Source organism: Rhizobium sp. NZLR8 (assembly GCF_019685025.1).
Classification (GTDB): Bacteria; Pseudomonadota; Alphaproteobacteria; order Rhizobiales; family Rhizobiaceae; genus Rhizobium.
Genome location: NZ_JABDVY010000003.1, coordinates 172,636 through 194,426 on the forward strand (window position 1 = coordinate 172,636; position 21,791 = coordinate 194,426).

Genomic DNA, 21,791 nt, shown 5'->3' on the forward strand with positions numbered 1-21,791 from the left:
CCGTGCGGAAATGACAGGGCTGCGGCGTTTCGAAAGGCTCCGCGCCTGTAATACCGCCGACACAGAAGGGGCGCATAGAACGCGGCGGCTGTTCCGGCCGTCCCTTCACGCCGTCACGGCGTCATCGATGGAGCGCATCCATGTCTTCTCTTCCCGTCGTCGGCGCCGCCATGACGCTCGTTGAGCTCGAGCTTCACCGAAGCTGGCTCTTCGAAAAGTCCCGCGATCTCGAATTGCAGAGTTTCGTCGATGCCGAGGTTCTGAACGGCGACTGGGCGCCGCTCGCTGCGCGCGCCCGCAGGCTTCTCGACGGCCATACCGGCCGCCTCGGCATTCACGGCCCGTTCTGGGGTTTTACCATCGCCTCGGAAGATCCGGATATCCGCGCTGTCGTCACCCGGCGGCTGCTGCAGGGCCTCGACGTCTGCGCCGCCATCGGCGCGACGCAGATGGTCGTCCACAGCCCTTACACCTCGTGGTCTTACAACAATCTCGACAACAATGACGGTGCCCGAGGGGATCTGGTCGAGCGCGTGCATCTGACGCTGCGTGACGCCGTCAGACGCGCCGAGGATATCGGCTGCACCATGGTCATCGAAAACATCGAGGACAAGGATCCCAGCATCCGCGTGGCGCTGGCCGAAAGCTTCAATTCGCCCGCCGTCGCCGTCTCGATCGATACCGGCCACGCCCATTATGCCCATGGTTATACCGGCGCGCCGCCTGTGGATTATTACGTCAAGGCCGCCGGCAACCGCCTGCAGCATGTCCATCTGCAGGATGCCGACGGCTATGCCGACCGCCACTGGAGCCTCGGTGAAGGCTCGATCCACTGGCACGCCGTCTTCGCAGCCCTCGCCAAGCTCGAAAGCAATCCGCGCCTGATCATCGAGATCAAGGACAAGTCGAAGATCCCGGCTTCCGCGGCCTATCTCGCCTCGATCGGCTTGGCCGAATAGGGTTCGTTGTCCGCCCATTCCCTCTTCTCCCCAGCGGGGAGAAGGTGGCCCGAAGGGTCGGATGAGGGGGCCGCACGGCACGCCATTCATGATTGCCCTTCGCATCCGCTCCGTGCATTCGCGGCTTCGCCGCTCACCCCCTCATCTGCCTGCCGGCATCTTCTCCCCGTTGGGCAGAAGGCAATCGTGGCGGCACCTTACTCCCTCCTGTGCTTGCCACAGGCGAGAGGGTGGAATTCCCTCATGAAAACCGGGTGATCACACTGATCCCCGTCGCCTCTGCCTTGTCGAGCGCCATCAGCGCCGGCACGGCCTCCTCCAGGCTGACCCGACGTCCGATCAGCTTCTGCGGCGCGATCTTGCCGGCGGCGAGCATCGACAGCATGGCGTCGTAGCGCCAGGCCTGCATGCCGTGGCTGCCGTAGATCTCCAATTCGTGGCCGATCACCTGCGCCATCGGAATCTGCGGCGTGGCATGTTCGCCGAGCATCAGCCCCACCTGCACATGCCGGCCGCGCCGGCGAAGATTCTTGATCGAGTTGAAACAGGTGGCGGGATGGCCGAGCGCGTCGATCGAGACATGCGCGCCACCCTTGGTGATCTCGCGCACCGCCTCCGCCACGTCGGCGACGCCTGAGGCATCGACCGTTGCCACTGCCCCGCATTCTCTGGCGAAGGCAAGTTTCTCCTCGGAGATATCGATGCCGATCGCATTCGCCCCGAGTGCGGTGGCGATCATGATCGCCGACAGGCCGACGCCGCCGCAGCCATGCACGGCGATCCATTCGCCGGGTCCGGTCCTCGCCTGGTCGGCGACGGCTCGAAACGAGGTGGCGAAGCGGCAGCCGAGGCTTGCCGCCGTCGCATCGTCGATCGTATCGGGCAGATGCACCAGATTGGTGTCGGCATAATCGATCGCCACATATTCGGCGAACGATCCCCAATGGGTGAAGCCCGGCTGGAACTGGTTGGGGCAGACCTGCTGGTTGCCGGAATGGCATTCGCTGCAATGGCCGCAGCCGGAAACGAACGGCACGGTCACCCGGTCGCCCACCTTGAAACGCATCACGCCGCGGCCGGTGGCGACGATCTTTCCGGCAAGCTCGTGCCCCGGCACATGCGGCAGGCGGATATCGGGGTCGTGTCCCATCCAGCCGTGCCAATCGCTGCGGCAGAGCCCGCTGGCGCCGACCGATATGACGACGCCGTCCTCGGAAGGCGTCGGATCGGGCAGGATGCGAATCTCGGGCGCCTGTTCAAAGGCTTCGTAGAACATGGCTTTCATCGGTGTCTTCCTTGTTCAGTGATTGCGCCCATGATGCATCCGCCAAGCTGCCATTCCAACATCCATTCCCATCACTTTTGCTGATGCACCCATCGCTCAAGTCACCGTTGTCGCGCACGAAAATTGCGGCCAGGCGTCATCCTCCGGCATTTTCTTGCTTCCATGTTTCCGGTCTGGATTTATCCTTGACCCGGCTTGCCGACGGGGTTTTTGCTCAACCAGCTTTTTAGGGAGGGCAGCATGGCCGTCGATACATCACCGCGTTCAACCACCTGGACTCACGTCGACGGGGAATGGCTCCCCGGCAATCCGCCGCTGATCGGGCCGACCTCGCATGCCATGTGGCTGGGCTCGACGGTCTTCGACGGCGCCCGCTGGTTCGACGGCATTGCGCCGGATCTCGACCTGCACTGCCAGCGCATCAACCGCTCGGCGCTGGCCATGGGCCTGAAACCGGTGAAATCGGCTGAGGAAATCGCCGCACTCGCCTGGGAGGGTGTTGCCAAATTCGAGGGCGCGACGCCGATCTACATCAAGCCGATGTATTGGGGCGAACATGGTTCGCCGGGCAGCGTCGTTTCCGTCGATGCGGAATCGACCCGCTTCGCACTCTGCCTGTTCGAGGCGCCGATGGGCGGCCATGGCGGCACCAGCCTCACCGTCTCGCCCTATCGCCGCCCGTCGCCGGAAACGGCGATGACCGAGGCGAAGACCGGCTCGCTCTATCCGAACAGCGGCCGGATGATCGCCGAGGCCCGCAGCCGCGGCTTCGACAATGCGCTGGTGCGCGATCTCAACGGCAACGTCGTCGAGACCGCCTCCTCGAATGTCTTCCTGTTGCGTGACGGCGTGGTGATGACGCCGGCCGCCAACCGCACCTTCCTGGCCGGCATCACTCGCGCCCGAGTCATGGGCCTTTTGCGCAAGGCCGGTTTCGACGTCGTCGAAGCAACGCTGTCGGTCGAGGACTTCCTCGCAGCCGACGAAATCTTCACCACCGGCAACTATTCCAAAGTCGTCGGCGTCACCCGCCTCGACAGCCGCGATTTTCAGGAAGGCCCGGTCACCCGCAAGGCGCTGGACCTCTACATGGACTGGGCCCACGGACGAAGCGAGAGTGAAGAGTGAGAAGCCGCTGCAATCGATCCAGTCAATCGATTGCAGCGACGAACGCCCGAAGCGCAAGCGAAGGGCTGGCGCGATCCCGCCGGCAAATCCCAGCCTGCGTCCACCCCCCCTCTGCCCTGCCGGGCATCTCCCCCACAGGTGGGGAGATCGGCAGGAGGTCATGCCTCGCTCTAAAATGACGACGTCTGTAAGGCCCGTTGTCTGGGGAAACCATCGCCCCATCCGATCTCTCCCCTTGTGGGGAGATGCCCGGCAGGGCGGAGGGGGTGCCATCGACCCCCGAGCCCATTCTAAAAAAATGTGAGAGCAGGCCTGCTTCAGGCCCTCACGTCATCCACTTCCGATGCTCCGCAAATCTCTCCGCCAACAGATCGATGAACAGCCGGACCTTGGTCGGCAGGTGGCTGCGGTTGGGGTAGACGGCGTTGATGTTGAATTCCACCGGCCGGTAGTCGGGCATGATCTTCACCAGCCGCCCTTCGGCGATGTCGTCGAACACCACGAAGCTCGGCGCCAGGAAGATGCCCTGCCCATTCAGCGTCAGGAAACGCAGCATTTCGGCGCTGTTGGAGACGACGTTGCCGCCGATCTTGACACTCTCGTGCTTACCCTCGCCATCCTCGAAGCGCCACTCGTCGCCATAGGGGTAATAGGCATATTGCAGGCAATTGTGATCGGCGACCTCGGCCGGGCTTTTCGGCATCGGGTGGCTCTCGAAATAGGCCGGCGAGCAGACCAGCATATGGCGCCAAGGCGTCAGCTTGCGGGCGACCAGCGACGAATCCGGCGGCGGCACGGTGCGCATCACCAGGTCGTAGCCGTCTTCGATCATGTCGACCATCCGCTCGCCGACGCTGAAATCGAGCGCGATCGACGGGTAAAGCTCCATATATTCGCTGACGACAGGCAGCAGGAACCGCACGATGGCGCTGCTGGTATAGACCTTCAGCGTGCCGCGCGGCGTCGTGTTCAGCGCCCCAGCCGTCCGATCCGCCTCGTCGAGTTCGGCGAGGATCTGCGACGAGCGCTCATAGTAATATTTGCCGGTTTCCGTCAGGCTGACCTTGCGTGTCGTGCGGTTGAGCAGCCTGACGCCGAGCCGGTCCTCCAGCGATTGCACGTGATTGCCGACCATGGTCACGGACATGTTGAGCCGGCGCGCGGCAGCGGAAAACCCGCCGCATTCCACCACGCGGCCAAAGACGGCGAGGCTTGTCAGTCGATCCATATTGTCTCCGGATTATCCGCTGAGAGTTGATGATCCTTCCCGATATAAGCAGATTATCAGAATGATTGGCAGGGTGCATTTTCCTTCGCATCGAACAGGGCCCCGCAGAAACGGGGCGACAGACGAAGGAGAAGGACGATGGTCGAGTTACCCCGCAAGGATGTTTTCGAAACTGCCGGACAGGCCGAGTTGATCTTGGCTGACGAAACCGCCCGGGCGCCCGTCGCCGAGGCGGCTCCCATGCCGGTCGCCGAAGCGCCGGTTTCCGACGCTCCCAAAAAGGCCGGCCGGGCGATATTCAAGCGCGCCGTCGTTGCCGCCGCGCTGCTTGCCGGCGTCGCCTTATCAGGCGATTTCGGCTACCGCTACTGGACGGTCGGCCGCTTCATCGAATCCACAGACGATGCCTATGTGAAGGCCGATTACACCACCGTCGCCCCGAAGGTCGCCGGCTATATCAGGCAGGTTCTGGTCAACGACAACGACGCGGTCAAGGCAGGCCAGGTTCTTGCCAGCATCGACGATCGTGATTTCCAGGCCGCACTTTCCCAGGCGAGAGCCAATCTGAAGGCGGCCGAAGCCGCCATCGCCAATATCGATGCCCAGATCTCCCTGCAGCAGTCGGTCATCGGGCAGGCGAGGGCGACGATCGATGCTTCGCAGGCCTCGCTGGATTTTGCCGTCTCCGACGCCGCCCGCTCGGCCCGCCTCATCAGCAATGGCGCCGGCACCCAGTCGCGCGCCGAACAGACCCAGTCGGCCCGCGACCAGGCAGCTGCCGCCGTCGAGCGCGACCGGGCGGCGCTCGTTGCGGCGGAGAACAAGGTGCCGGTGCTCCAGAGCCAGCGCGAACAGACGGTCGCCGAGCGCGACCGGGCAGCTGCGGCGGCCCAGCAGGCCGAACTCAATCTGTCCTATACTGATATCGTCGCCGCCGTCGACGGCACGGTCGGCGCCCGGTCGATCCGTGTCGGCCAGTATGTCACCTCGGGCACGCAGCTGATGGCGGTGGTGCCGCTGCATGCCGTCTATGTCGTCGCCAATTTCAAGGAAACGCAGCTGACCTATGTCCGTCCCGGCCAGTCGGTCGAGATCAAGGTCGACAGCTTTCCCGATATATCGATCAAAGGTCATGTCGACAGCGTTTCGCCGGCAAGCGGCCTGGAATTCTCGCTGCTGCCACCGGACAATGCCACCGGCAACTTCACCAAGATCGTCCAGCGCATCCCGGTCAAGATCGTCATCGACGACCAGGCGCTGAGCGGCCTGTTGCGCTCCGGCATGTCGGTCGAGCCCGAAATCGATACCAAGGCTGCCCAGAGCGGGGCTGTTCAGGCGTCCAAGGCAGCCGAGGGGGGATTATCCAGCCACGCTGGATGATCCTTCTCCAAATTCCCGAATTATCACCCGAACCTCGTCATGAGACAGTTTTCCGCAAGAGCCGGAAGGAGATACGTCATGGCCACTCTTCAGATCGCCGCCAACAGCAATTCGCGCAAGCCCGCCGCTGCAGCGCCCGTGCCCGCAGCCCTGAGCCCGCTTCGCATGTGGACGGCCGTTGTCGGCTCGACGCTCGGCGCCTTCATGGCGGTGCTCAACATCCAGATCGTCAATGCCTCGCTTGCCGATATTCAGGGCGCCATCGGCGCCGGCAGCGATGACGGCGGCTGGATCTCGACCTCCTATCTGATTGCCGAGATCGTCGTCATCCCCTTGAGCGCCTGGCTGGCGCGGGTCTTTTCCCTGCGCAACTATCTGCTTGTCAACGCCATCCTCTTCCTGATCTTCTCCATCGCCTGCGCCTTTGCGGCCAACCTGCAGCAGATGATCATCCTGCGCGCCATTCAGGGCTTTTCCGGCGGCGTGCTGATCCCGATGGCCTTCACCATCATCATCACGCTGCTGCCCAAGGCCAAGCAGCCGATCGGCCTTGCCCTCTTTGCCCTGTCGGCCACCTTCGCGCCGGCGATCGGCCCGACGATCGGCGGTTACCTCACCGAGAACTGGGGCTGGGAATATATCTTCTACGTCAACCTGGTGCCGGGCGCGCTGATGGTCGCCATGCTGTGGGCCTCGCTCGACCGGGCGCCGATGAACCTGAAGCTGCTTGCCAAGGGTGACTGGCCCGGCATCGCCACCATGGCGATCGGGCTCGCAGCCCTGCAGACCGTGCTGGAAGAAGGCAACAAGGAAGACTGGTTCGGCTCCGATTTCATCCTCCGCCTGTCGGTTATCGCCGCCGTGTCGCTGACCCTGTTCATCGTCATCGAGCTAAGGGCGGCCCATCCGCTCCTCAACCTGCGCCTGCTGCTGCGCCGCAACTTCGGCTTCGGCATCGTCGCCAACTTCCTGCTCGGCATCGCGCTCTATGGTTCGGTCTTCGTGCTGCCGATCTATCTGACCCGCATCCAGGGCTATAATTCCGAGCAGATCGGCATGGTGCTCGCCTGGACAGGCATCCCGCAGCTGCTGCTGATCCCGCTGGTGCCGCAGCTGATGAAACGGTTCGACGTTCGGCTGCTGATTATCGTCGGCTTTGCCCTCTTTGCCGCCTCGAACTTCATGAACGTGCATATGACCGGCGACTATGCGAGCGACCAGCTGTTCTGGCCGAATATCGTCCGCGCCATCGGCCAGGCGCTGGTCTTCACCCCGCTCTCGGCGATCGCCACATCAGGCATCGAGCAGGAGAATGCCGGTTCGGCTTCGGCGCTCTTCAACATGATGCGCAATCTCGGCGGCGCCGTCGGCATCGCCTCGCTGCAGACCTTCCTGTCGAAGCGCGAACAGTTCCACTCGAACATTCTGACCAACTCGGTCTCGGTCTTCGAGGAAGCCACCCGCGATCGTATCGCCAGGCTCACCGGCTACTTCATGAGCCACGGCGTCAGCGACCAGGCGCTCGCCGGCCACAAGGCCGTCGTCGCCATCGCGCTCAAAATACGCAAGCAGGCCAATATCATGGCCTTCAGCGACACCTTCTTCCTGCTCGGCGTCGCCCTCGTCGTCGCCCTGGTTGCAAGCCTGCTGCTCAGGAAACCCGGTCAGCTCTCAGGTGGCGGTGCTCACTAACCCCCGCGCGCCCTTAAGGAGGACAACGCCATGATATCAGCGATCCATGCTCCCGATCTCGATCGGTTTCAGCCAAAGGCCGCCGGCCATGCCGTCAGCGCCGGGGCGCTGCTCTCGATCATCGAGTGGCTTTCCGGCGATGAGTGCCATGCGCTCGACGAAGCGGGCCTCGTCTCCGGCCTCGGCCGCAGGCTTCAGGCGCTCGGCCTGCCGGTCGACCGGTTGACCCTGCATCTGATGACGCTGCATCCCGAGTTCATCGGCCGGACCATCGCCTGGGCGCCGGGCGAGCCGGTCGAGATCCACGACCGGGAACACGGCGCGCGGGTCGCCATCGCCAATACACCGCTGCGCAAGGTCATGGAAACCCGCGAACCGCTGGTCGTCGATACAAGAGACAGCGTGCATGGCCGCTGGCAGCATATCGATGTTTTCGCCGATCGCGGCCTGATGCAGCTTGTCATCGCGCCGCTCTGCAATGTCGACGGTCCGGTTAGTGCCGCCGTCTTCGGCACCAGGCGACCGGGCGGCTTCACCGCCTCGGAGCGGCAGCTGATAGAGCGCATCCTGCCGGCGCTGCGCAACACCAGCGAGCTGCGCATCCTTCGCCAGGTCGAGCTCAGCCTGCTCGATACCTATATCGGCCCGCTGACGGCCAGCCGCATTCTTGCCGGCCGCATCCGCCGCGACGAGATCGAATCGATGGAGGCGGCCCTGCTGCTCTGCGATCTGCGCGGCTTTACCGAACTGTCGAATCGGCTGCCCGGCAGCACCGTGCTCGGCCTGCTCAACGCCTATTTCGACAGGATCGTGCCGGCCATCACCCGCGAGGGCGGCGAACTGCTGAAATTCATGGGTGATGCCGTGCTCGCCTTTTTCCCGGGTTGCGACGCGGCCAATTCCTGCGGCGCCGCTCTTGCCGCGGCCCGTGCCATCCTCAATGAGATCGACCATTTCCAGTATGAGGGCATCGCCGTAAAGGCCGGCATCGCCCTGCATTACGGTGAGGTCAGCTACGGCAATATCGGCTCCGGCCGCCGCCTCGACTTCACCCTGATCGGCCGCGACGTCAACCTGGTCAGCCGCATCCAGACCGCCTGCAGCGAGTTGGGAGAGGTTTTGCTGATGTCGGAGCCGTTCCGCCAAGAGGCGGGGGCAGGGGATGTGGTGTCCGTCGGGGCGCATGGGCTGAAGGGGTTTGCGGAGCCGGTGGAGTTGTTCACGATCGTGCGGTAGGTGTGTGGTAGGACCCCAGGGCAGGGGGTGCCACACCTCTCACCCTTCCGCTATCTTCCTCCCATACTGCGCCAACCCCACAACACCGAGGAAGAATCCCATGACAGTACTGTCCGACGAACAAGGCGAGATTATCCGCGAGTTGGGCGTCGCCGCCGATATCGATCCCGATCACGAGATCGAGCGGCGAACCGATTTCCTCAAGGATTATCTCGTGGCCTCGGGCCTGCGCGGCTATGTCCTCGGTGTCAGCGGTGGCGTCGATTCGCTGACGGCGGCCCTGATCGCCCAGAAGGCCGTGCGCGAGCTGCGTGACAGCGGCCATAAGGCCGAGTTCATTGCCGTGCGCCTTCCCTATGGTGTCCAGGCCGACGAGGCCGATGCGGAGAGGGCGCTTGCCACGATCGGCGCCGATCGTTCGATGGTGGTCAACATCAAAGAGCCGGCCGATGCGATGCTTGCCGCGGCCCGTAGCGGCGGCCTTGCTTTTGCCGATGCCGGTCGCCAGGATTTCATTCTCGGCAACATCAAGGCCCGTCAGCGCATGATCGCCCAGTTCGCCCTTGCCGGCGCGCTCGGCAGTCTCGTCATCGGCACCGATCATGCCGCCGAGGCGGTCATGGGCTTTTTCACCAAGTTCGGTGATGGCGCAGCCGATATCCTGCCGCTCGCCGGCCTCAACAAGCGCCGGGTGCGCCTGCTGGCAAAGCGGCTCGGCGCGCCGGATGAGCTGGTGTTCAAAGTGCCGACCGCCGATCTCGAGGACCAGCGGCCGTTGCGCCCCGACGAGGAGGCCTATGGCGTCAGCTATGACGAGATCGACGATTTTCTAGAGGGCAAGCCGGTCGGCGAGATCGCCCGCCGCCGCATCCTCGCCGCCTATCGCGCAACCGCCCACAAGCGCGCTCCGCCGGTTGCCGTCAACGCGCTGTGAGGGCAGGCCTGAGATCGGGATGCCGGGTTTGCCCTTGCCCTAAGCGGTCCGCGAACATGCCGGCAAGCCCCATACGGGAGATTGAGACGGCAAGCTGCCGTTAGAGCATGATGTCCTCCGAAAACTGTGAGCGGTTTTCGGAGGACATCATGCTCTGTCTCCCTAAAGGGCCGGGACGATGCCCGGCCTTTGATTGTTTGGTTCATGCGGTAACGCTAAGAACGATCTTGCCCTTGGCGTGCGGCCGGGTTCCCTCCAGCATCTCATGCGCAGCAATGGCTTCGGAAAGCGGCAGCACGGTGCCGACTTGGGTCACGAGCGCGCCTGATTCCACCATCGCCGCGATGTCGGCGAGCTGTGCCGTCGTGACCTCGACCAGGAAGAAGAGGGCCTCGACGCTGTGCGCCTTGGCAAGCTCCTGGTCCGGCTGTGATACTGCGGAAACCAACCTGCCGCCGCGCTTCAGCACCGCAAAGGAGCGCGTCTGGGTTTGCCCGCCGACCAGATCGATGACGGCGTCGACCTCGTGGCTCAAATCCTCGAAACGCTGGCTGCGGAAATCGATCACCGTATCGGCGCCGAGTTTGCCGACCATCTCGACGTCGCCGCCGCTGGCCGTCGCAATGACGGTAAGCCCGGCTTTGCGGGCAAATTGCACCGCATAGGCGCCGACATTGCCGGCCGCGCCATGGATCAGCACGGTCTGCCCAGCGTCAAGCTTCGCATGGTCGAAGAGCGCCTGGCGCGCCGTCACCGCGATCACCGGGATCGATGCCGCCTCGATGTCGCTGATCGTCGCCGGCTTGCGGGCGATCATGCCGGTGGCGGCAATGGCATACTCTGCGTAGGCGCCGACAAAGCGCTGATTGGTAACGCCGTAGACGGCATCGCCCCGCACCACATGGGTGACATCAGGCCCGACGGCTTCGACGGTGCCCGAGAGGTCGGAGCCGAGCGTCAGCGGCAGCGGCTGGGGCAGGGCGCTGTGGCCGGAGCGGATCCAGCCGTCCCACGGTCCGACACCGGCTGCCTTCACCTTTACCAGGACCTCGCCTGCAGCAGGCATCGGGCGTTCGATTTTTTCTGGTACAATTGCCTGCGGCGGGCCAAAGGCATGCACTCTATAGGCCGTCATCGTCTGGCGCATTGTCATCTCCTATCGTTGGGGAGCCGGCTCTTCGGCTATCACGGGAGGCAAGATGCAGTCGGCGCAGCCTTTCGATAATCCGGGAAGTTCGAGAAGGATCATCCGGCGCCGGCGGATAATCGCCGGCGCCGGCAATGCCGTCAATTGCCTTTCACGTAGCCGAGCGCCTCGACGATCCTGCCGTCCGCCACCCGCATCAGATTGACGCCGCGCACCGATTGCCCTTCGTCCTCTCCCCAGCAGAAGCGCCAGAGGAGGATACCGCGTTCGCCGGTGACGATCATGTCCTCGGAAACGAACCAGGTGCCGGGGGTGGTTGCGATCCAGCTCCAGAGTTCGATGCAGGCCGCGCGTCCGACATGGCGGGATCCGTTCGGCGCCGGCTGCGTGTTCTCGACGATGCAGTCTTCGCCGACAAGTTCATCGAGTGCTGCGGGATTGTGCGACAGGAACACATCGTTGAACCGCCGCAGGATCGTCTCGGTCGAAGCCGCGTTCATGGCCGCACCGGCGATCCCGTTCGCCCCGACGAGGCGACATAGGCATGCGGCGCGAAATAGACGCCGTCGGCATCGAAGGCTTCGAGATCTTCGGCCTGCATCGCCCCGCGCACCTTCGGGCGTTCCGCCACGCGGCCGAGGAAGCCAAGCAGCGCCGGCCATTTTCTGAGATCGACATCGATCCAGGGCGACCAGTTCAGGCAGACGAAGAGATAGGCGTCCGCCACCGTGAAGGCATCGCCGGTGAGGTAGGGTCCGGCAATGCGGCCGTTCAGCCAGGTGAGCCGCTTTGAGATTAGCGCGCGGATCTCCGCATGGACGCTGGCATAAAGCGGGTTGAACAGCATTACCATCGGCTTGTGCAGTTCGGCGGTGATGAAATTCAGATAGGATTGCACCTCGTTGCGGCTGATATTGCCGACCTCGGGCAGCATGGCTGATCCCTGCGGCACGCTGTCGGCGAGGAATTGCACGATCGCCGGCCCCTCGGTCAGCACTTTGCCGTCGTCGAGCAGCAGCGCCGGGACATAACCGTTGCCGTTGATCGAAAGGTAGTCCTGCCCGTCGCTCGTTCTGTTGGTTTGCCGGTCGACCTCGACCAGTTCGATATCGAGCCCCAGCTCCCGGCAGACGATATGCGGCGACAGCGAGCAGGCAGCGGCGTTCATATAGAGTTTCATGGCGATTTCCTCTCTCAGTTCCTCTCTTGGCGCAGCCGGTCGATGCCGGCTGTTCATGCCATTGAACATTTGTACTGTTTCGCATAAAATAACGTTCGTCAAGAATTTAATGCGAAACGGTACAAAATATGAAGGATGAAAAGAAGCGCGGCCGCCCGAGGGGTTTCGACGCCAAGGCCGCACTCGCCAAGGCGCGGGATGTCTTCTGGGACAGGGGCTTTACCGCCGCCTCGCTCGACAATCTGAGTGCCGCGACCAAGCTCAATCGTCCGAGCCTCTATGGCGCCTTCGGCGACAAGGAGGATCTCTATCTCGATACGCTGGAGGGTTACCGGCAGGACGGCATGGATGCGCTGGCTGAGGCGCTCGATCCGTCACTTCAGCTGCGCGACAATCTCGCACGCGTCTATGCCGGCGCGTTGGCGGTGTATCTGCATGGTGAAACCGCCGCGCGCGGCTGTCTCCTGATCGGCACGGCAACGGTCGAGGCGGTCGAGCATGAGCGGGTCCGCGAGGTGCTTGGCCGCAGCCTCAGCGATTTCGACGGCGAGATCGAAAAGCGCATGCGCCTTGCGGTTCAAAGCGGCGAGCTTCCGCAAGGCGCCGATCCGCAGATGCTGGCAATGCTCGCCTCCGCCGTCATGCATTCGCTCGCAGTCCGCGCCCGCGCCGGCGACAGCCGCGAGACGCTGGAAGCGATCGCCAGCTCAGGCGTCGAGCTGATCTGCGGGAGCGTCCAGCGAAGCTGACTGGGGGTCCGTCTCGGCATCCCGCGGCCGCACCATCCAGGCATAGGCAGCACCGCCGAGAAGCAGCACCGAGGTGCCGAGGAAAACCGCCCGCATGCCGATATGGCCGCCGACAAAGCCGCCGAGGACCGGACCGGCCACCTGGCCGATATATTGCGAGGAGATGGAAAGCCCGAGAATGCTGCCGGCCGCGCTATCCGGCACGCTGTGGCGGATGACGGCGGCGATGCAGGGCAGGAGCCCGCCGAGTGCTGCGCCCATCAGGAAACGCAGGACGATCAGCTGCCAGGAACTGGTGACGAAGGCCTGCGGGATCAGCAGCAGTCCGGCGACGGCGAGCGCGCCTGAAATCACCGGCCAATGGCCGATCCGGTCGGCAAGCTTGCCGAGCCGCGAGGCGGAAAGAATGCTGCCGAGGGCGGCGGCCGACATGACGATGCCCGAAATCATCGTGACTTGGTCCGCGACCGGCACGATCTGCGCGACATAAACGGTGATGATCGGCTCGATCGACATATTGGCGAACATCAACAGCATGCCGGTCGCCAGCATGGCGATGACAGGCCGTTTGTCGCCGATGGATTTCCAGCCGCCGCTGGCCTTGGCCGCCTGTTTGCGGGCCGGCGATTTCTCCTCCTTGATCAGCAGGATCGTGGCGAGAAAGGCGAGGAAGATCATGCCGCCGGCCGCCAGAAACGTGGCGCGGATGCCGATGACCGGCGGCAGCGCCCCGCCAATCAGCGGCCCGACGAGATTGCCGGCCATGATGCCGGAAGAGAGAACGCCGAGCGCCCAGGCCGAGCGGTCCTTCGGCGTCTGCGTCGCCACCAGCACCATCGAGCCGGAGGCATAACCGCCAGCAAGGCCGACGAAGAGGCGCAGCGCCACCAGCTGCCAGACATTACCGGCCATGCCCATCAGCGAGATCGCCACCGTCATGCCGAGGCTGGCGCGCACCAGCATCAGCTTGCGACCGTAAATATCACCGAGCCGTCCCCAGATCGGCGCGACGAGAGCCGCGGCCAGGAAGGTGGCACCATAGGCGATACCAGACCATTGCACGATCGCCGCATGGTCGCTGACGCCGAGTTCCTCGACATAGAGCGGCAGGAAGGGCAGCAACAGCGTCATCGCCACGATCGTCGTGAAAGAGCCGACCAGCGAGATCGCGAGGTTGCGCTTCCAGTAGATCGAGCCTGCCCTAGCGCTCGCCGCGTCCAATTGAGTATCGGTCATTCCTTGCCTCGGCGTCGATCATGAAGGCGCAGTTGCGCGGCAATCTGGATGATCTCGGATAAAAGTGTTAGATATAACTGATTGCATAATGCAATCGGATAATCGGAGGATATTGCCATGAACGATATGCGCACGAGGCAACAGACAGTCCGCGATCTCTACGCCGCCTATCTCGAAGACCGCAAGGATAAAGTCGACGCCATGCTGGCGGAAGATTTCACCTTCTCCAGTCCGCGTGACGACCATATCGACCGGGCCACGTATTTCGAGCGCTGCTGGCCGAAGGAGCCGTTCTTCCGTGCTATCCACATCGAGTTCCTGGCGGTCGACGGCGACGAGGCTGTTGTTCGCTACCGCGCCGAAAAACTCGACGGCGGCAGCTTCTGCAACATAGAAAGCCTTCGTTTCCGCGGCGACAAGATCGCCGCCGTGGAAGTCTATTTCGGCCGCAATCTCTGATCGCGGCTGGCGCGGTTTACAGGATCCGAATTGCCGACGTGACGATGATGACCATCGAGACCGCCACCATCAGCGGCCGCACCGGCAGCCGCTTGACGAGGACGGCGCCAAAGGGGGCGGCAATGACGCCGCCGATGATCAGGCCGATCGCCGAATTGAGCTCCGACCAGCCGAGCGTCAGGATGAAGGTCAGCGAAATCGTCAGCGTTACCGCGAATTCGGTGAAATTGGTCGAGCCGATCACCCGCTTCAGGTCATGGCCGCGCCCGATCAGCGTGCTGGTGACGACAGGTCCCCATCCGCCGCCGCCGATCGCATCGAGCACGCCGCCGCAAAACCCGACGGGCGGCACGGCCCAGTCGCGCACCTCGCGTTTTGCCGGTGGCCGAAAGGCCTTGTAGAGAATTAGCAAGCCGATCGCGATCAGGTAGGCCGACACGAACGGTGCGATCACCCTGCCGTCGATATTGGCCAGCAGATAGGCGCCGATCGCGCCGCCGATCATGCCGGCCGGTGCCAGCCGCCCCACCAGGCGCCAGTCGACATTGCGATGATAGGCATGCGAAATGCCCGACGCGGCCGTGGTGAACATCTCAGCCACATGCGTCATCGCGCTGGCATTGGCCGCCGGCACCCCGAAGGCAAGAAGACTCGTCGTCGACAGCACGCCGAAGGCCATGCCGAGTGCTCCGTCGACGATCTGCGCGCAGAAGCCCACCACGATGAAGAAGAAGATATCCGATGTCATGCGGTCCCCTCAGACGAACGGTAGCATCAGAATCCGCGATGCGGAAAAAATCTTAATTCAAGCGGAAAGTCCGCGCTGTTTCAGCCGAACAATTTTGAAGAAGCCGTTCGGAAAGACCGGCAGGATTTCGACGGCGGAAAAATCGCCACGCCGCTCGGCCCAGGCGAGGATACGGTGGATGCGGAAGGCGGAGGACCAGCCGATGTGACGCACCAGCGGCGCCACCGCCGCCTCGATCGCGCCCTGCAGACCGGCGCCGTCTCCAAGCTTGCTGGCCAGGATGATTTCGCCGCCCGGCCGCAGCACCCTGGCGCATTCGTCGAGCGCCCGCTCGGGCTCGGGGATCAGGGTGATGACGAAGGGCAGGCAAACCGCATCGAAAGACCTGTCGGCAAAGCTCAGCGCATGCGCATCCATCACGTCAAGCGCCTGGACGTGCTGCAGATCCTCGCGTTTCGCCTTTTCGCGCGCCCGGGCGAGCATGTGTTCGGAAATGTCGATGCCGGTCACCCGGCAGCGGCTGGCATAGTGCCCGAGCGTCAGGCCGGTGCCGACGCCGACCTCCAGAACATCGCTGCCGGCTGCGGCGGCAAGCGCCGCCAGCTTGCGGTGGCCATCACGGAGAATGCCGCGACAGACGCGGTCATAGACCGGTGCCCAGCGCTGATAGATTTTCTGTTGATCTTCCGCGCTGCTGCGAAGCTCCGACATGCCGCACCTCCCTGAAGCCCAGGCCTCAACTCCTAAGGGTAGGTTCCGGTTCCGCTCGGATTGTGACCGAAGGCACAAAATCGCCTGGCAGGCCGACCCGCGGCTGCCTATTTTGCCGGCATGAGCCCAAGCTCTTTGGCGTCCAGCTCGCTGCCGATCTCGACGGTTTTCTTTTGTTTGTCGTAGACGCAGATCTGGGCGATCAGCCCCTTGGCGCCCTTCGGTTTCCCCGTCAGCAGGGCAAGCCCGTAATGGGAAGTGCCGAAGGGATCGACGGCGGCATTCGGATTGTCGATGGCGACAGCCGCCGTCTTGCACTTGGCCTCCACGTCAGCCGCCATCTGTTTCCAGGCCTCATCCGAGGATGCGTGCGCCGCAGCTGAGAGCAAGGGAAACGTGGCCATCGCCAGCAGCGGGATTATATTCCTGTTCATATCGGGTCTCCATTGAGGTCAATCGCGGGGAAGCGGTTTTCGGTGCGGATATCCCAAGCAATTTGCAGGCGCGATTCCATCGCGGCAACTGAGGCAAATTTTCCTCCGACGGATCGTTTTTTGATATTTCGCCGGTTGCCTCTCCCCCTTTCCCCTCCTATGTTCCGCCTCACCTGCCGATGACGCAATCTATTGCAAGGAGATCTGATATGGCTTTCGAATTGCCTGAACTTCCCTATGATTACGAAGCGCTTGCTCCCTTCATGTCGAAGGAAACGCTGGAGTTTCACCACGACAAGCACCATAAGGCCTATGTGGACAACGGCAACAAGCTTGCCGCCGAAGCCGGTCTTTCGGATCTCTCGCTCGAAGACGTGGTGAAGAAGTCGTTCGGCACCAATGCCGGCCTCTTCAACAACGCTGCCCAGCACTACAACCACATCCATTTCTGGAAGTGGATGAAGAAGGGCGGCGGCGGCAACAAGCTGCCGGGCAAGCTCGAAGCGGCCTTTACGTCCGATCTCGGCGGCTACGACAAGTTCAAGGCCGATTTCGCCACTGCCGGCGCCACCCAGTTCGGCTCCGGCTGGGCCTGGGTTTCCGTCAAGAACGGCAAGCTCGAAATCTCCAAGACCCCGAACGGCGAAAATCCGCTGGTTCACGGCGCCACCCCGATCCTCGGCGTCGACGTCTGGGAACACTCCTACTACATCGACTATCGCAACGCCCGCCCGAAATATCTCGAGGCCTTCGTCGATAGCCTGATCAACTGGGACTACGTCCTGGAACGCTACGAAGCAGCCGCGAAGTAAGCGGCCCCGGACTCGCAGCCCACGGGCGGCGATGTCAGTCAGCCTCTTCGAACTTGGCACCCGGCGCCTCAAACGCCGGGTGTTTCGTTTTGAAAGACAAGCCGTCACATCCCTGTCATCGGCCGCTCCTAATCACGCCCCATGTCTTTTTCTGCTCTTCCCCTGTTCCGCTTCGGCATCATCGCCGACCCGCAATATGCGGCAATCCAGCCGCATGCGGCCATGGACCGCTATTACGCCAACAGCCTCGCCAAAGTTGCCGAGGCGATCGAGGTCTTCAACGGCGAGGAATTGAGCTTCGTCATGACGCTCGGCGATATCATCGACCGCAGCTTCGCAAGCTTCGACGACATCCTGCCGGTCTACGGCAAGCTGAGGCATGAGGCGCTCTTCCTGCTCGGCAATCACGATTTCTCGGTCTCCTCCGGCCATCTCTCCGAAATCGCCGCCCGTCTCGGCATGCCATCGCCCTATTACAGCGTCTCGCGCCACGGCTGGCGTTTCATCGTGCTCGACGGCAACGAAGTCAGCACCTTCGCGCCGCCCGAAGGCCATCCGCATCGGGCGCTGGCCGCACGGATGCTGACCGTGCTGCAGGAGCAAGGCGCCAGAAATGCCCATCGCTGGAATGCTGCGCTGAGCGACGAGCAGTTCACCTGGCTCGGCGATGAAATATCAAGCGCAGCCGCGGCCGGCGAGAAGGTGATCGTCATGAATCACTATCCCGTGCATCCTCCCGGTGAGCACGACATGTGGGATTGCGACCGCATCGTCGCGCTGCTCGCCTCGCACGACAATGTCGTCGCCTATCTCAACGGTCACAACCACGTCGGCAATTACGGCAAAGCCGGCGCCTGCCACTTCGTCAATTTCAAGGGCGTGGTCGACACCGAGACCGAAAACGCCTTCGCCATCGTCGAAGTCTACCCCGACCAGATTGAAATCCGCGGCTTCGGCCGCGAGGAGAGCCGGACGTTGGCTTTTTAGGCTGGGACGGCTGTACGGCTCTTTTGTGCTGCTCGGTTTATCCTGCGCAGGGATCGTCAGAGGTAAGCCGGGTGCGCCCTCGATGGAGCACCTAAGGCGCCAGTGCGAGTCTGGTGCAGCGCGCCCACACCCTCCGTCATCCTCGGCCTTGAGCCGAGGATCCATGCGCGCTGCTGATAGAGGCCAACGTGGATCCTCGGCTCAAGGCCGAGGATGACGGAGGAGGGATAAATGTCGGCAGTCCTTTGGCGGCGTCGAAGATGTGCCAGGCACGAAAGGCGCTTCACCAGGCTCATGACACTGACCCCTGCTCGTGGCTCAAACGCCGCCAAACGTGTTCGCACAAACGCCCGGCTATTACACAGGCACTGCCTTCTCCGTCCAGCCGCTGGTCCACAACTCCCGCAGTCGGTCGCCGTCGCCCGTGAAGAAATCCTCGCTTGCCGCGCAGTACTCCACCCGGTCGCTGCGGAAATTGCGAATCGCCTGGCGCAACTCGCACCAGGCGACGATATTGGCGGTCTGCGAATAATAGATCAGCGCGATCGGCTGGATCGTCCGTTCGCTGGCCCGACCAACCTCGTCGCGGTAGTCGAGCATCAGCTTGCGTTCGTCGCGGATCGCCCGGCGCACGATCGCAAGATCGAAGCCAGCCGGCTGGGCGATCGAGCCCCAGGCATAGAGCGCTTTGCTGTCCATTGCCTGGCGCAGCGGTGCCGGCACGGCGCCGGCGATCTTCTGGTTGACCCGGCGCGCGGCCTGCTTCAGCTCCTCGTCGGCCGTCCGTTCGAGCAGCGCCAGCGACAACACGATCGCCTCCATCTCTTCGATCGAGAACATCAGCGGCGGCAGGTCGAAGCCCGGCCGCATGATATAGCCGATGCCGCGCCCGCCCTCGATCGGCACGCGCATCGCCTGAAGGGCGGCGATGTCGCGATAGATCGAACGCACGGTCACCTCAAGCGTCTCGGCGATAACAGCCGCCGTCATCGGTTTTCTGGCGAGCCTCAGGATCTGAATGATCTCGAAAAGCCGCGAGGCCTTGCGCATTTTGCCTCTCCCATCCCTTACGCTCCTGACAATACACTGTCAGTTGGGTTCCCGTATAGAGCCGCCTATCAGATTGAAATCAATTAGGGTCTCTGAAAACGGCCCGCAGAACTCAAGGCGGTAACTGACATGAACTACCACGAAAACCTCTGGCTTTTCTTCGTCCTTCTCTTCGGCATCATCATCGTGCCGGGCATGGACATGCTCTTCGTGCTCGCCAATTCGCTGACCGGCGGCGTCAGGCGGGGGCTCGCGGCAACCGGCGGCATCATGGCCGGCGGCGCCGTGCATTCGGCCTATGGTGCGGCCGGCGTCGGCGTGCTCGTCACCATGCTGCCGCAGCTTTTCAACGTGCTGCTTGTTGCCGGCGTCGCCTATATGATCTGGATCGGCATTTCCTTGATCCGCAGTTCGATCACCGTCGAGGCGGTCGGGCCGGGGACGGCACGCTCCGGCTGGCGCGCCTTCCGCCAGGGGGCCGTCACCTGTCTGGTCAATCCCAAAGCCTATATTTTCATGTTCGCCGTCTATCCGCAGTTCCTCAAGCCGGAATACGGCCCGGTCTGGATGCAGGGCCTGATCATGGGCGCCATGACCGTCGCCACCCAGTTCGCCATCTACGGCACGCTGGCGATGACGGCCGGCCGCAGCCGCGACCTGCTTGTCGCAAATCCCGACGTCACGGCCTTCGTCGGCCGCTTCGCCGGGCTGCTGCTGGTTGCGGTCTCCGCGCTCAGCCTCTGGCAGGGGTGGAAAAGCGCTTGAGACACCTGTACCTATCACATTGTTTTTATGATGATCCGGCAAAACGTGACTGCCCGAATGGCATGGATTTTGTCATCCTCCCGGTGCAGATTGGCCATGGCCTCCTTGGCCCCGGAAAATGCAGAAGAGAAATGGAGAGGAATATGAATTGGAAAGCAGTAGCTGCCGCCGCGGCGATGGCCGGCATAGCCTTCGGTTCGGTGAGCGCCGCCGACGGCACCCATGATTCGCGCATTGCCCTGATGAAGCAGATCGGCGGGGCGGCAGGCGCCTTGGGAGCTATCGCCAAGGGCACCAAGCCCTATGACGCCGAAGCGGTGAAGGCGGCGCTGACGACGATTGCCGCAACGGCCAAGGTTTTCCCCGATCAGTTCAAGCCGGGCACGGAAACGGGCGACGAAGAAGCGAGCCCGAAGATTTGGGAAAACATGGATGATTTCAAGGCGCGCGCCGCGAAGCTCTCCGCCGATGCCGAAACCGCGCTCGCCCAGCTTCCGGCCGATGAAGCGGCTGTCGGCGCCACGGTCGACACGCTCGGCGCCAGTTGCGGCGGCTGTCACAAGGCCTATCGCCTCAAGAAGTGAGCGATAGGTCGTTTTGATCAAGAGCAATTCCAGCAAAAGTGTGCAGCGGTTTTGCGTCCGGAATTGCGTAAGCAGAAGATACCCGATCCTCGATCCGCGCTGGCTTTGCCGCCAGTGCGGGTCGTCTTATTCTCGGCGCGGGAAAAATTCGACAAAAAGGGGAGGCGGAGCATGATCCGCAGGTTCATCCGGTTGCTGCTCTGTCTGATCGGCGTCGCCGTGCTCGGCGGTGGCGCCTTCTATCTGGTGACCGCGCCCGATCCTCTGCCGGAAAGCCATTGGGCGGGTCTCGGCGCCCCGGATCCGGCCAACGGCCAGATGGTTTTCTGGGCCGGCGGCTGCGTCAGCTGTCATTCAGCCCCCGGTTCCGAAGGCGATGCCAGGCTGACGCTGTCAGGCGGGCTGGCGTTGAAGAGCCCGTTCGGCACATTCCACGTGCCGAATATCTCACCCGATGAAAAGGCCGGCATCGGCGGCTGGACGCTGGCCGAGTTCGGCAATGCGATGAAGCGGGGCGTCGGACCGGGCGGTCAGCATCTCTACCCTTCCTTTCCCTATGGCTCCTATGCCCGCATGAGCGACAAGGACGTCAACGATCTCTTCGCCTTCCTGAAAACCCTGCCGAAGAGCGCAAACGTCGCGGCCCCGCATGAGCTGCCGTTCCCGTTCAATATCCGGCTGGCGCTCGGCGGCTGGAAATTTCTCTATTTCAACGACCAGCCGCGCGTCGCCCTGGCAAAGAGCGACGACAAGATCAAGCGCGGCCAATATCTCGTCGAAGGTCCCGGCCATTGCGGCGAATGCCATACGCCGCGCGATGCGCTCGGCGGCTTCCAGGCAGATCAGTGGCTCGCCGGCGCCCCCAATCCGGAAGGCAAGGGCCGCATACCCGATATCACCCCGGCCTCCAAGAGCATCGGCGGCTGGAGCGAGGCCGATATCGCCAGCTACCTCGAAACCGGCTTCACGCCAGATTTCGACACAGCCGGCGGCTCGATGGTCGATGTGCAGCAGAACATTGCCCGTCTGCCGCCCGCCGACCGCGAGGCGATCGCCGCCTATCTGAAGGCCGTGCCGGGCCGTTAGA

At 63.1% G+C, this 21,791-nt stretch carries 23 protein-coding genes; 13 read left to right on the top strand and 10 right to left on the bottom strand.

Features of this window, described 5'->3' with window-relative positions; all coding sequences use genetic code 11:
- Positions 1–140 precede the first annotated feature (140 nt).
- A complete protein-coding gene (locus tag HJB89_RS08305; RefSeq protein ID WP_221132146.1) occupies positions 141–959 on the top strand; it encodes a sugar phosphate isomerase/epimerase in 819 nt (272 codons plus the stop codon).
- Positions 960–1,200: 241 nt separating this feature from the next.
- On the opposite strand, the gene HJB89_RS08310 is transcribed toward HJB89_RS08305, so the two are convergent.
- Entirely contained in the window at positions 1,201–2,244 is a 1,044-nt protein-coding gene (locus HJB89_RS08310) for a zinc-dependent alcohol dehydrogenase family protein (protein WP_221115356.1), read from the bottom strand.
- A 240-nt stretch (positions 2,245–2,484) separates the two neighbouring features.
- On the opposite strand from HJB89_RS08310, the gene HJB89_RS08315 reads away from it, so the two are divergent.
- Positions 2,485–3,372, top strand: a complete 888-nt coding sequence (locus tag HJB89_RS08315; RefSeq protein ID WP_207583465.1) for a branched-chain amino acid aminotransferase — start codon at positions 2,485–2,487, stop codon at positions 3,370–3,372.
- 325 nt (positions 3,373–3,697) lie between these two features.
- Here the strand turns inward: HJB89_RS08315 and HJB89_RS08320 are convergent, their stop codons facing one another.
- Entirely contained in the window at positions 3,698–4,600 is a 903-nt protein-coding gene (locus HJB89_RS08320; RefSeq protein WP_221149546.1) for a LysR family transcriptional regulator, read from the bottom strand.
- Between the two features lie 138 nt (positions 4,601–4,738).
- Between HJB89_RS08320 and HJB89_RS08325 the strand changes: the two genes are divergently transcribed.
- From HJB89_RS08325 to nadE, 4 genes are all read left to right on the top strand, one after another.
- The gene (locus tag HJB89_RS08325) at positions 4,739–5,980 is read left to right on the top strand and encodes an HlyD family secretion protein (RefSeq protein ID WP_221132144.1); all 1,242 of its coding nucleotides are present in this window, start codon (positions 4,739–4,741) and stop codon (positions 5,978–5,980) included.
- A 78-nt stretch (positions 5,981–6,058) separates the two neighbouring features.
- A complete protein-coding gene (locus tag HJB89_RS08330) occupies positions 6,059–7,672 on the top strand; it encodes an MDR family MFS transporter (RefSeq protein ID WP_207583468.1) in 1,614 nt (537 codons plus the stop codon).
- A gap of 30 nt (positions 7,673–7,702) precedes the next feature.
- Positions 7,703–8,908 (top strand): adenylate/guanylate cyclase domain-containing protein, encoded by a 1,206-nt coding sequence (locus tag HJB89_RS08335; protein ID WP_207583469.1) that lies wholly within the window; start codon positions 7,703–7,705, stop codon positions 8,906–8,908.
- A 100-nt stretch (positions 8,909–9,008) separates the two neighbouring features.
- Positions 9,009–9,842: an ammonia-dependent NAD(+) synthetase gene (gene nadE / locus HJB89_RS08340; protein WP_221115353.1), complete on the top strand. Its 834-nt coding sequence runs from the start codon at positions 9,009–9,011 to the stop codon at positions 9,840–9,842.
- Between the two features lie 202 nt (positions 9,843–10,044).
- On the opposite strand, the gene HJB89_RS08345 is transcribed toward nadE, so the two are convergent.
- The 3 genes from HJB89_RS08345 to HJB89_RS08355 form a co-directional block, all read right to left on the bottom strand.
- Entirely contained in the window at positions 10,045–10,995 is a 951-nt protein-coding gene (locus HJB89_RS08345; protein ID WP_259671994.1) for an NADP-dependent oxidoreductase, read from the bottom strand.
- Positions 10,996–11,129: 134 nt separating this feature from the next.
- Positions 11,130–11,489, bottom strand: coding sequence for a nuclear transport factor 2 family protein (locus tag HJB89_RS08350; protein WP_221132143.1), 360 nt, complete (start codon positions 11,487–11,489; stop codon positions 11,130–11,132).
- Positions 11,486–12,169 carry a glutathione S-transferase N-terminal domain-containing protein gene (locus HJB89_RS08355; RefSeq protein WP_221149548.1) on the bottom strand — a complete coding sequence of 228 codons (684 nt, stop codon included), beginning with the start codon at positions 12,167–12,169 and terminating at the stop codon, positions 11,486–11,488. The genes HJB89_RS08350 and HJB89_RS08355 overlap by 4 nt, the downstream gene beginning before the upstream one ends.
- 128 nt (positions 12,170–12,297) lie before the next feature.
- On the opposite strand from HJB89_RS08355, the gene HJB89_RS08360 reads away from it, so the two are divergent.
- Positions 12,298–12,918 carry a TetR/AcrR family transcriptional regulator gene (locus HJB89_RS08360; RefSeq protein ID WP_207583474.1) on the top strand — a complete coding sequence of 207 codons (621 nt, stop codon included), beginning with the start codon at positions 12,298–12,300 and terminating at the stop codon, positions 12,916–12,918.
- On the opposite strand, the gene HJB89_RS08365 is transcribed toward HJB89_RS08360, so the two are convergent.
- A complete protein-coding gene (locus HJB89_RS08365) occupies positions 12,877–14,154 on the bottom strand; it encodes a multidrug efflux MFS transporter (protein WP_207583475.1) in 1,278 nt (425 codons plus the stop codon). The genes HJB89_RS08360 and HJB89_RS08365 overlap by 42 nt on opposite strands.
- A gap of 117 nt (positions 14,155–14,271) precedes the next feature.
- On the opposite strand from HJB89_RS08365, the gene HJB89_RS08370 reads away from it, so the two are divergent.
- Positions 14,272–14,613, top strand: a complete 342-nt coding sequence (locus tag HJB89_RS08370; RefSeq protein ID WP_207583476.1) for a nuclear transport factor 2 family protein — start codon at positions 14,272–14,274, stop codon at positions 14,611–14,613.
- A 16-nt stretch (positions 14,614–14,629) separates the two neighbouring features.
- On the opposite strand, the gene HJB89_RS08375 is transcribed toward HJB89_RS08370, so the two are convergent.
- From HJB89_RS08375 to HJB89_RS08385, 3 genes are all read right to left on the bottom strand, one after another.
- Positions 14,630–15,361, bottom strand: a complete 732-nt coding sequence (locus HJB89_RS08375) for a sulfite exporter TauE/SafE family protein (protein ID WP_207583477.1) — start codon at positions 15,359–15,361, stop codon at positions 14,630–14,632.
- A gap of 57 nt (positions 15,362–15,418) precedes the next feature.
- On the bottom strand, positions 15,419–16,072 hold the full coding sequence (locus HJB89_RS08380; protein ID WP_207583478.1) for a class I SAM-dependent methyltransferase: 654 nt from the start codon (positions 16,070–16,072) through the stop codon (positions 15,419–15,421).
- 107 nt (positions 16,073–16,179) lie between these two features.
- A complete protein-coding gene (locus HJB89_RS08385) occupies positions 16,180–16,506 on the bottom strand; it encodes a hypothetical protein (protein ID WP_207583479.1) in 327 nt (108 codons plus the stop codon).
- Between the two features lie 209 nt (positions 16,507–16,715).
- Between HJB89_RS08385 and HJB89_RS08390 the strand changes: the two genes are divergently transcribed.
- Both HJB89_RS08390 and HJB89_RS08395 read left to right on the top strand, forming a co-directional pair.
- Positions 16,716–17,318, top strand: coding sequence for a superoxide dismutase (locus tag HJB89_RS08390; protein ID WP_221149549.1), 603 nt, complete (start codon positions 16,716–16,718; stop codon positions 17,316–17,318).
- A gap of 141 nt (positions 17,319–17,459) precedes the next feature.
- On the top strand, positions 17,460–18,305 hold the full coding sequence (locus tag HJB89_RS08395; RefSeq protein ID WP_207583480.1) for a metallophosphoesterase: 846 nt from the start codon (positions 17,460–17,462) through the stop codon (positions 18,303–18,305).
- A gap of 357 nt (positions 18,306–18,662) precedes the next feature.
- Here HJB89_RS08395 and HJB89_RS08400 read toward each other — a convergent pair whose 3' ends face one another.
- A complete protein-coding gene (locus tag HJB89_RS08400) occupies positions 18,663–19,355 on the bottom strand; it encodes a YafY family protein (RefSeq protein WP_221139827.1) in 693 nt (230 codons plus the stop codon).
- 129 nt (positions 19,356–19,484) lie between these two features.
- On the opposite strand from HJB89_RS08400, the gene HJB89_RS08405 reads away from it, so the two are divergent.
- The 3 genes from HJB89_RS08405 (at position 19,485) to HJB89_RS08415 (ending at position 21,790) form a co-directional block, all read left to right on the top strand.
- Positions 19,485–20,120, top strand: coding sequence for a LysE family translocator (locus HJB89_RS08405; protein ID WP_221115348.1), 636 nt, complete (start codon positions 19,485–19,487; stop codon positions 20,118–20,120).
- 143 nt (positions 20,121–20,263) lie between these two features.
- A complete protein-coding gene (locus tag HJB89_RS08410) occupies positions 20,264–20,704 on the top strand; it encodes a cytochrome c (RefSeq protein ID WP_207583483.1) in 441 nt (146 codons plus the stop codon).
- Between the two features lie 171 nt (positions 20,705–20,875).
- Positions 20,876–21,790 (top strand): cytochrome c, encoded by a 915-nt coding sequence (locus HJB89_RS08415; protein ID WP_221132137.1) that lies wholly within the window; start codon positions 20,876–20,878, stop codon positions 21,788–21,790.
- Position 21,791: the final 1 nt, after the last annotated feature.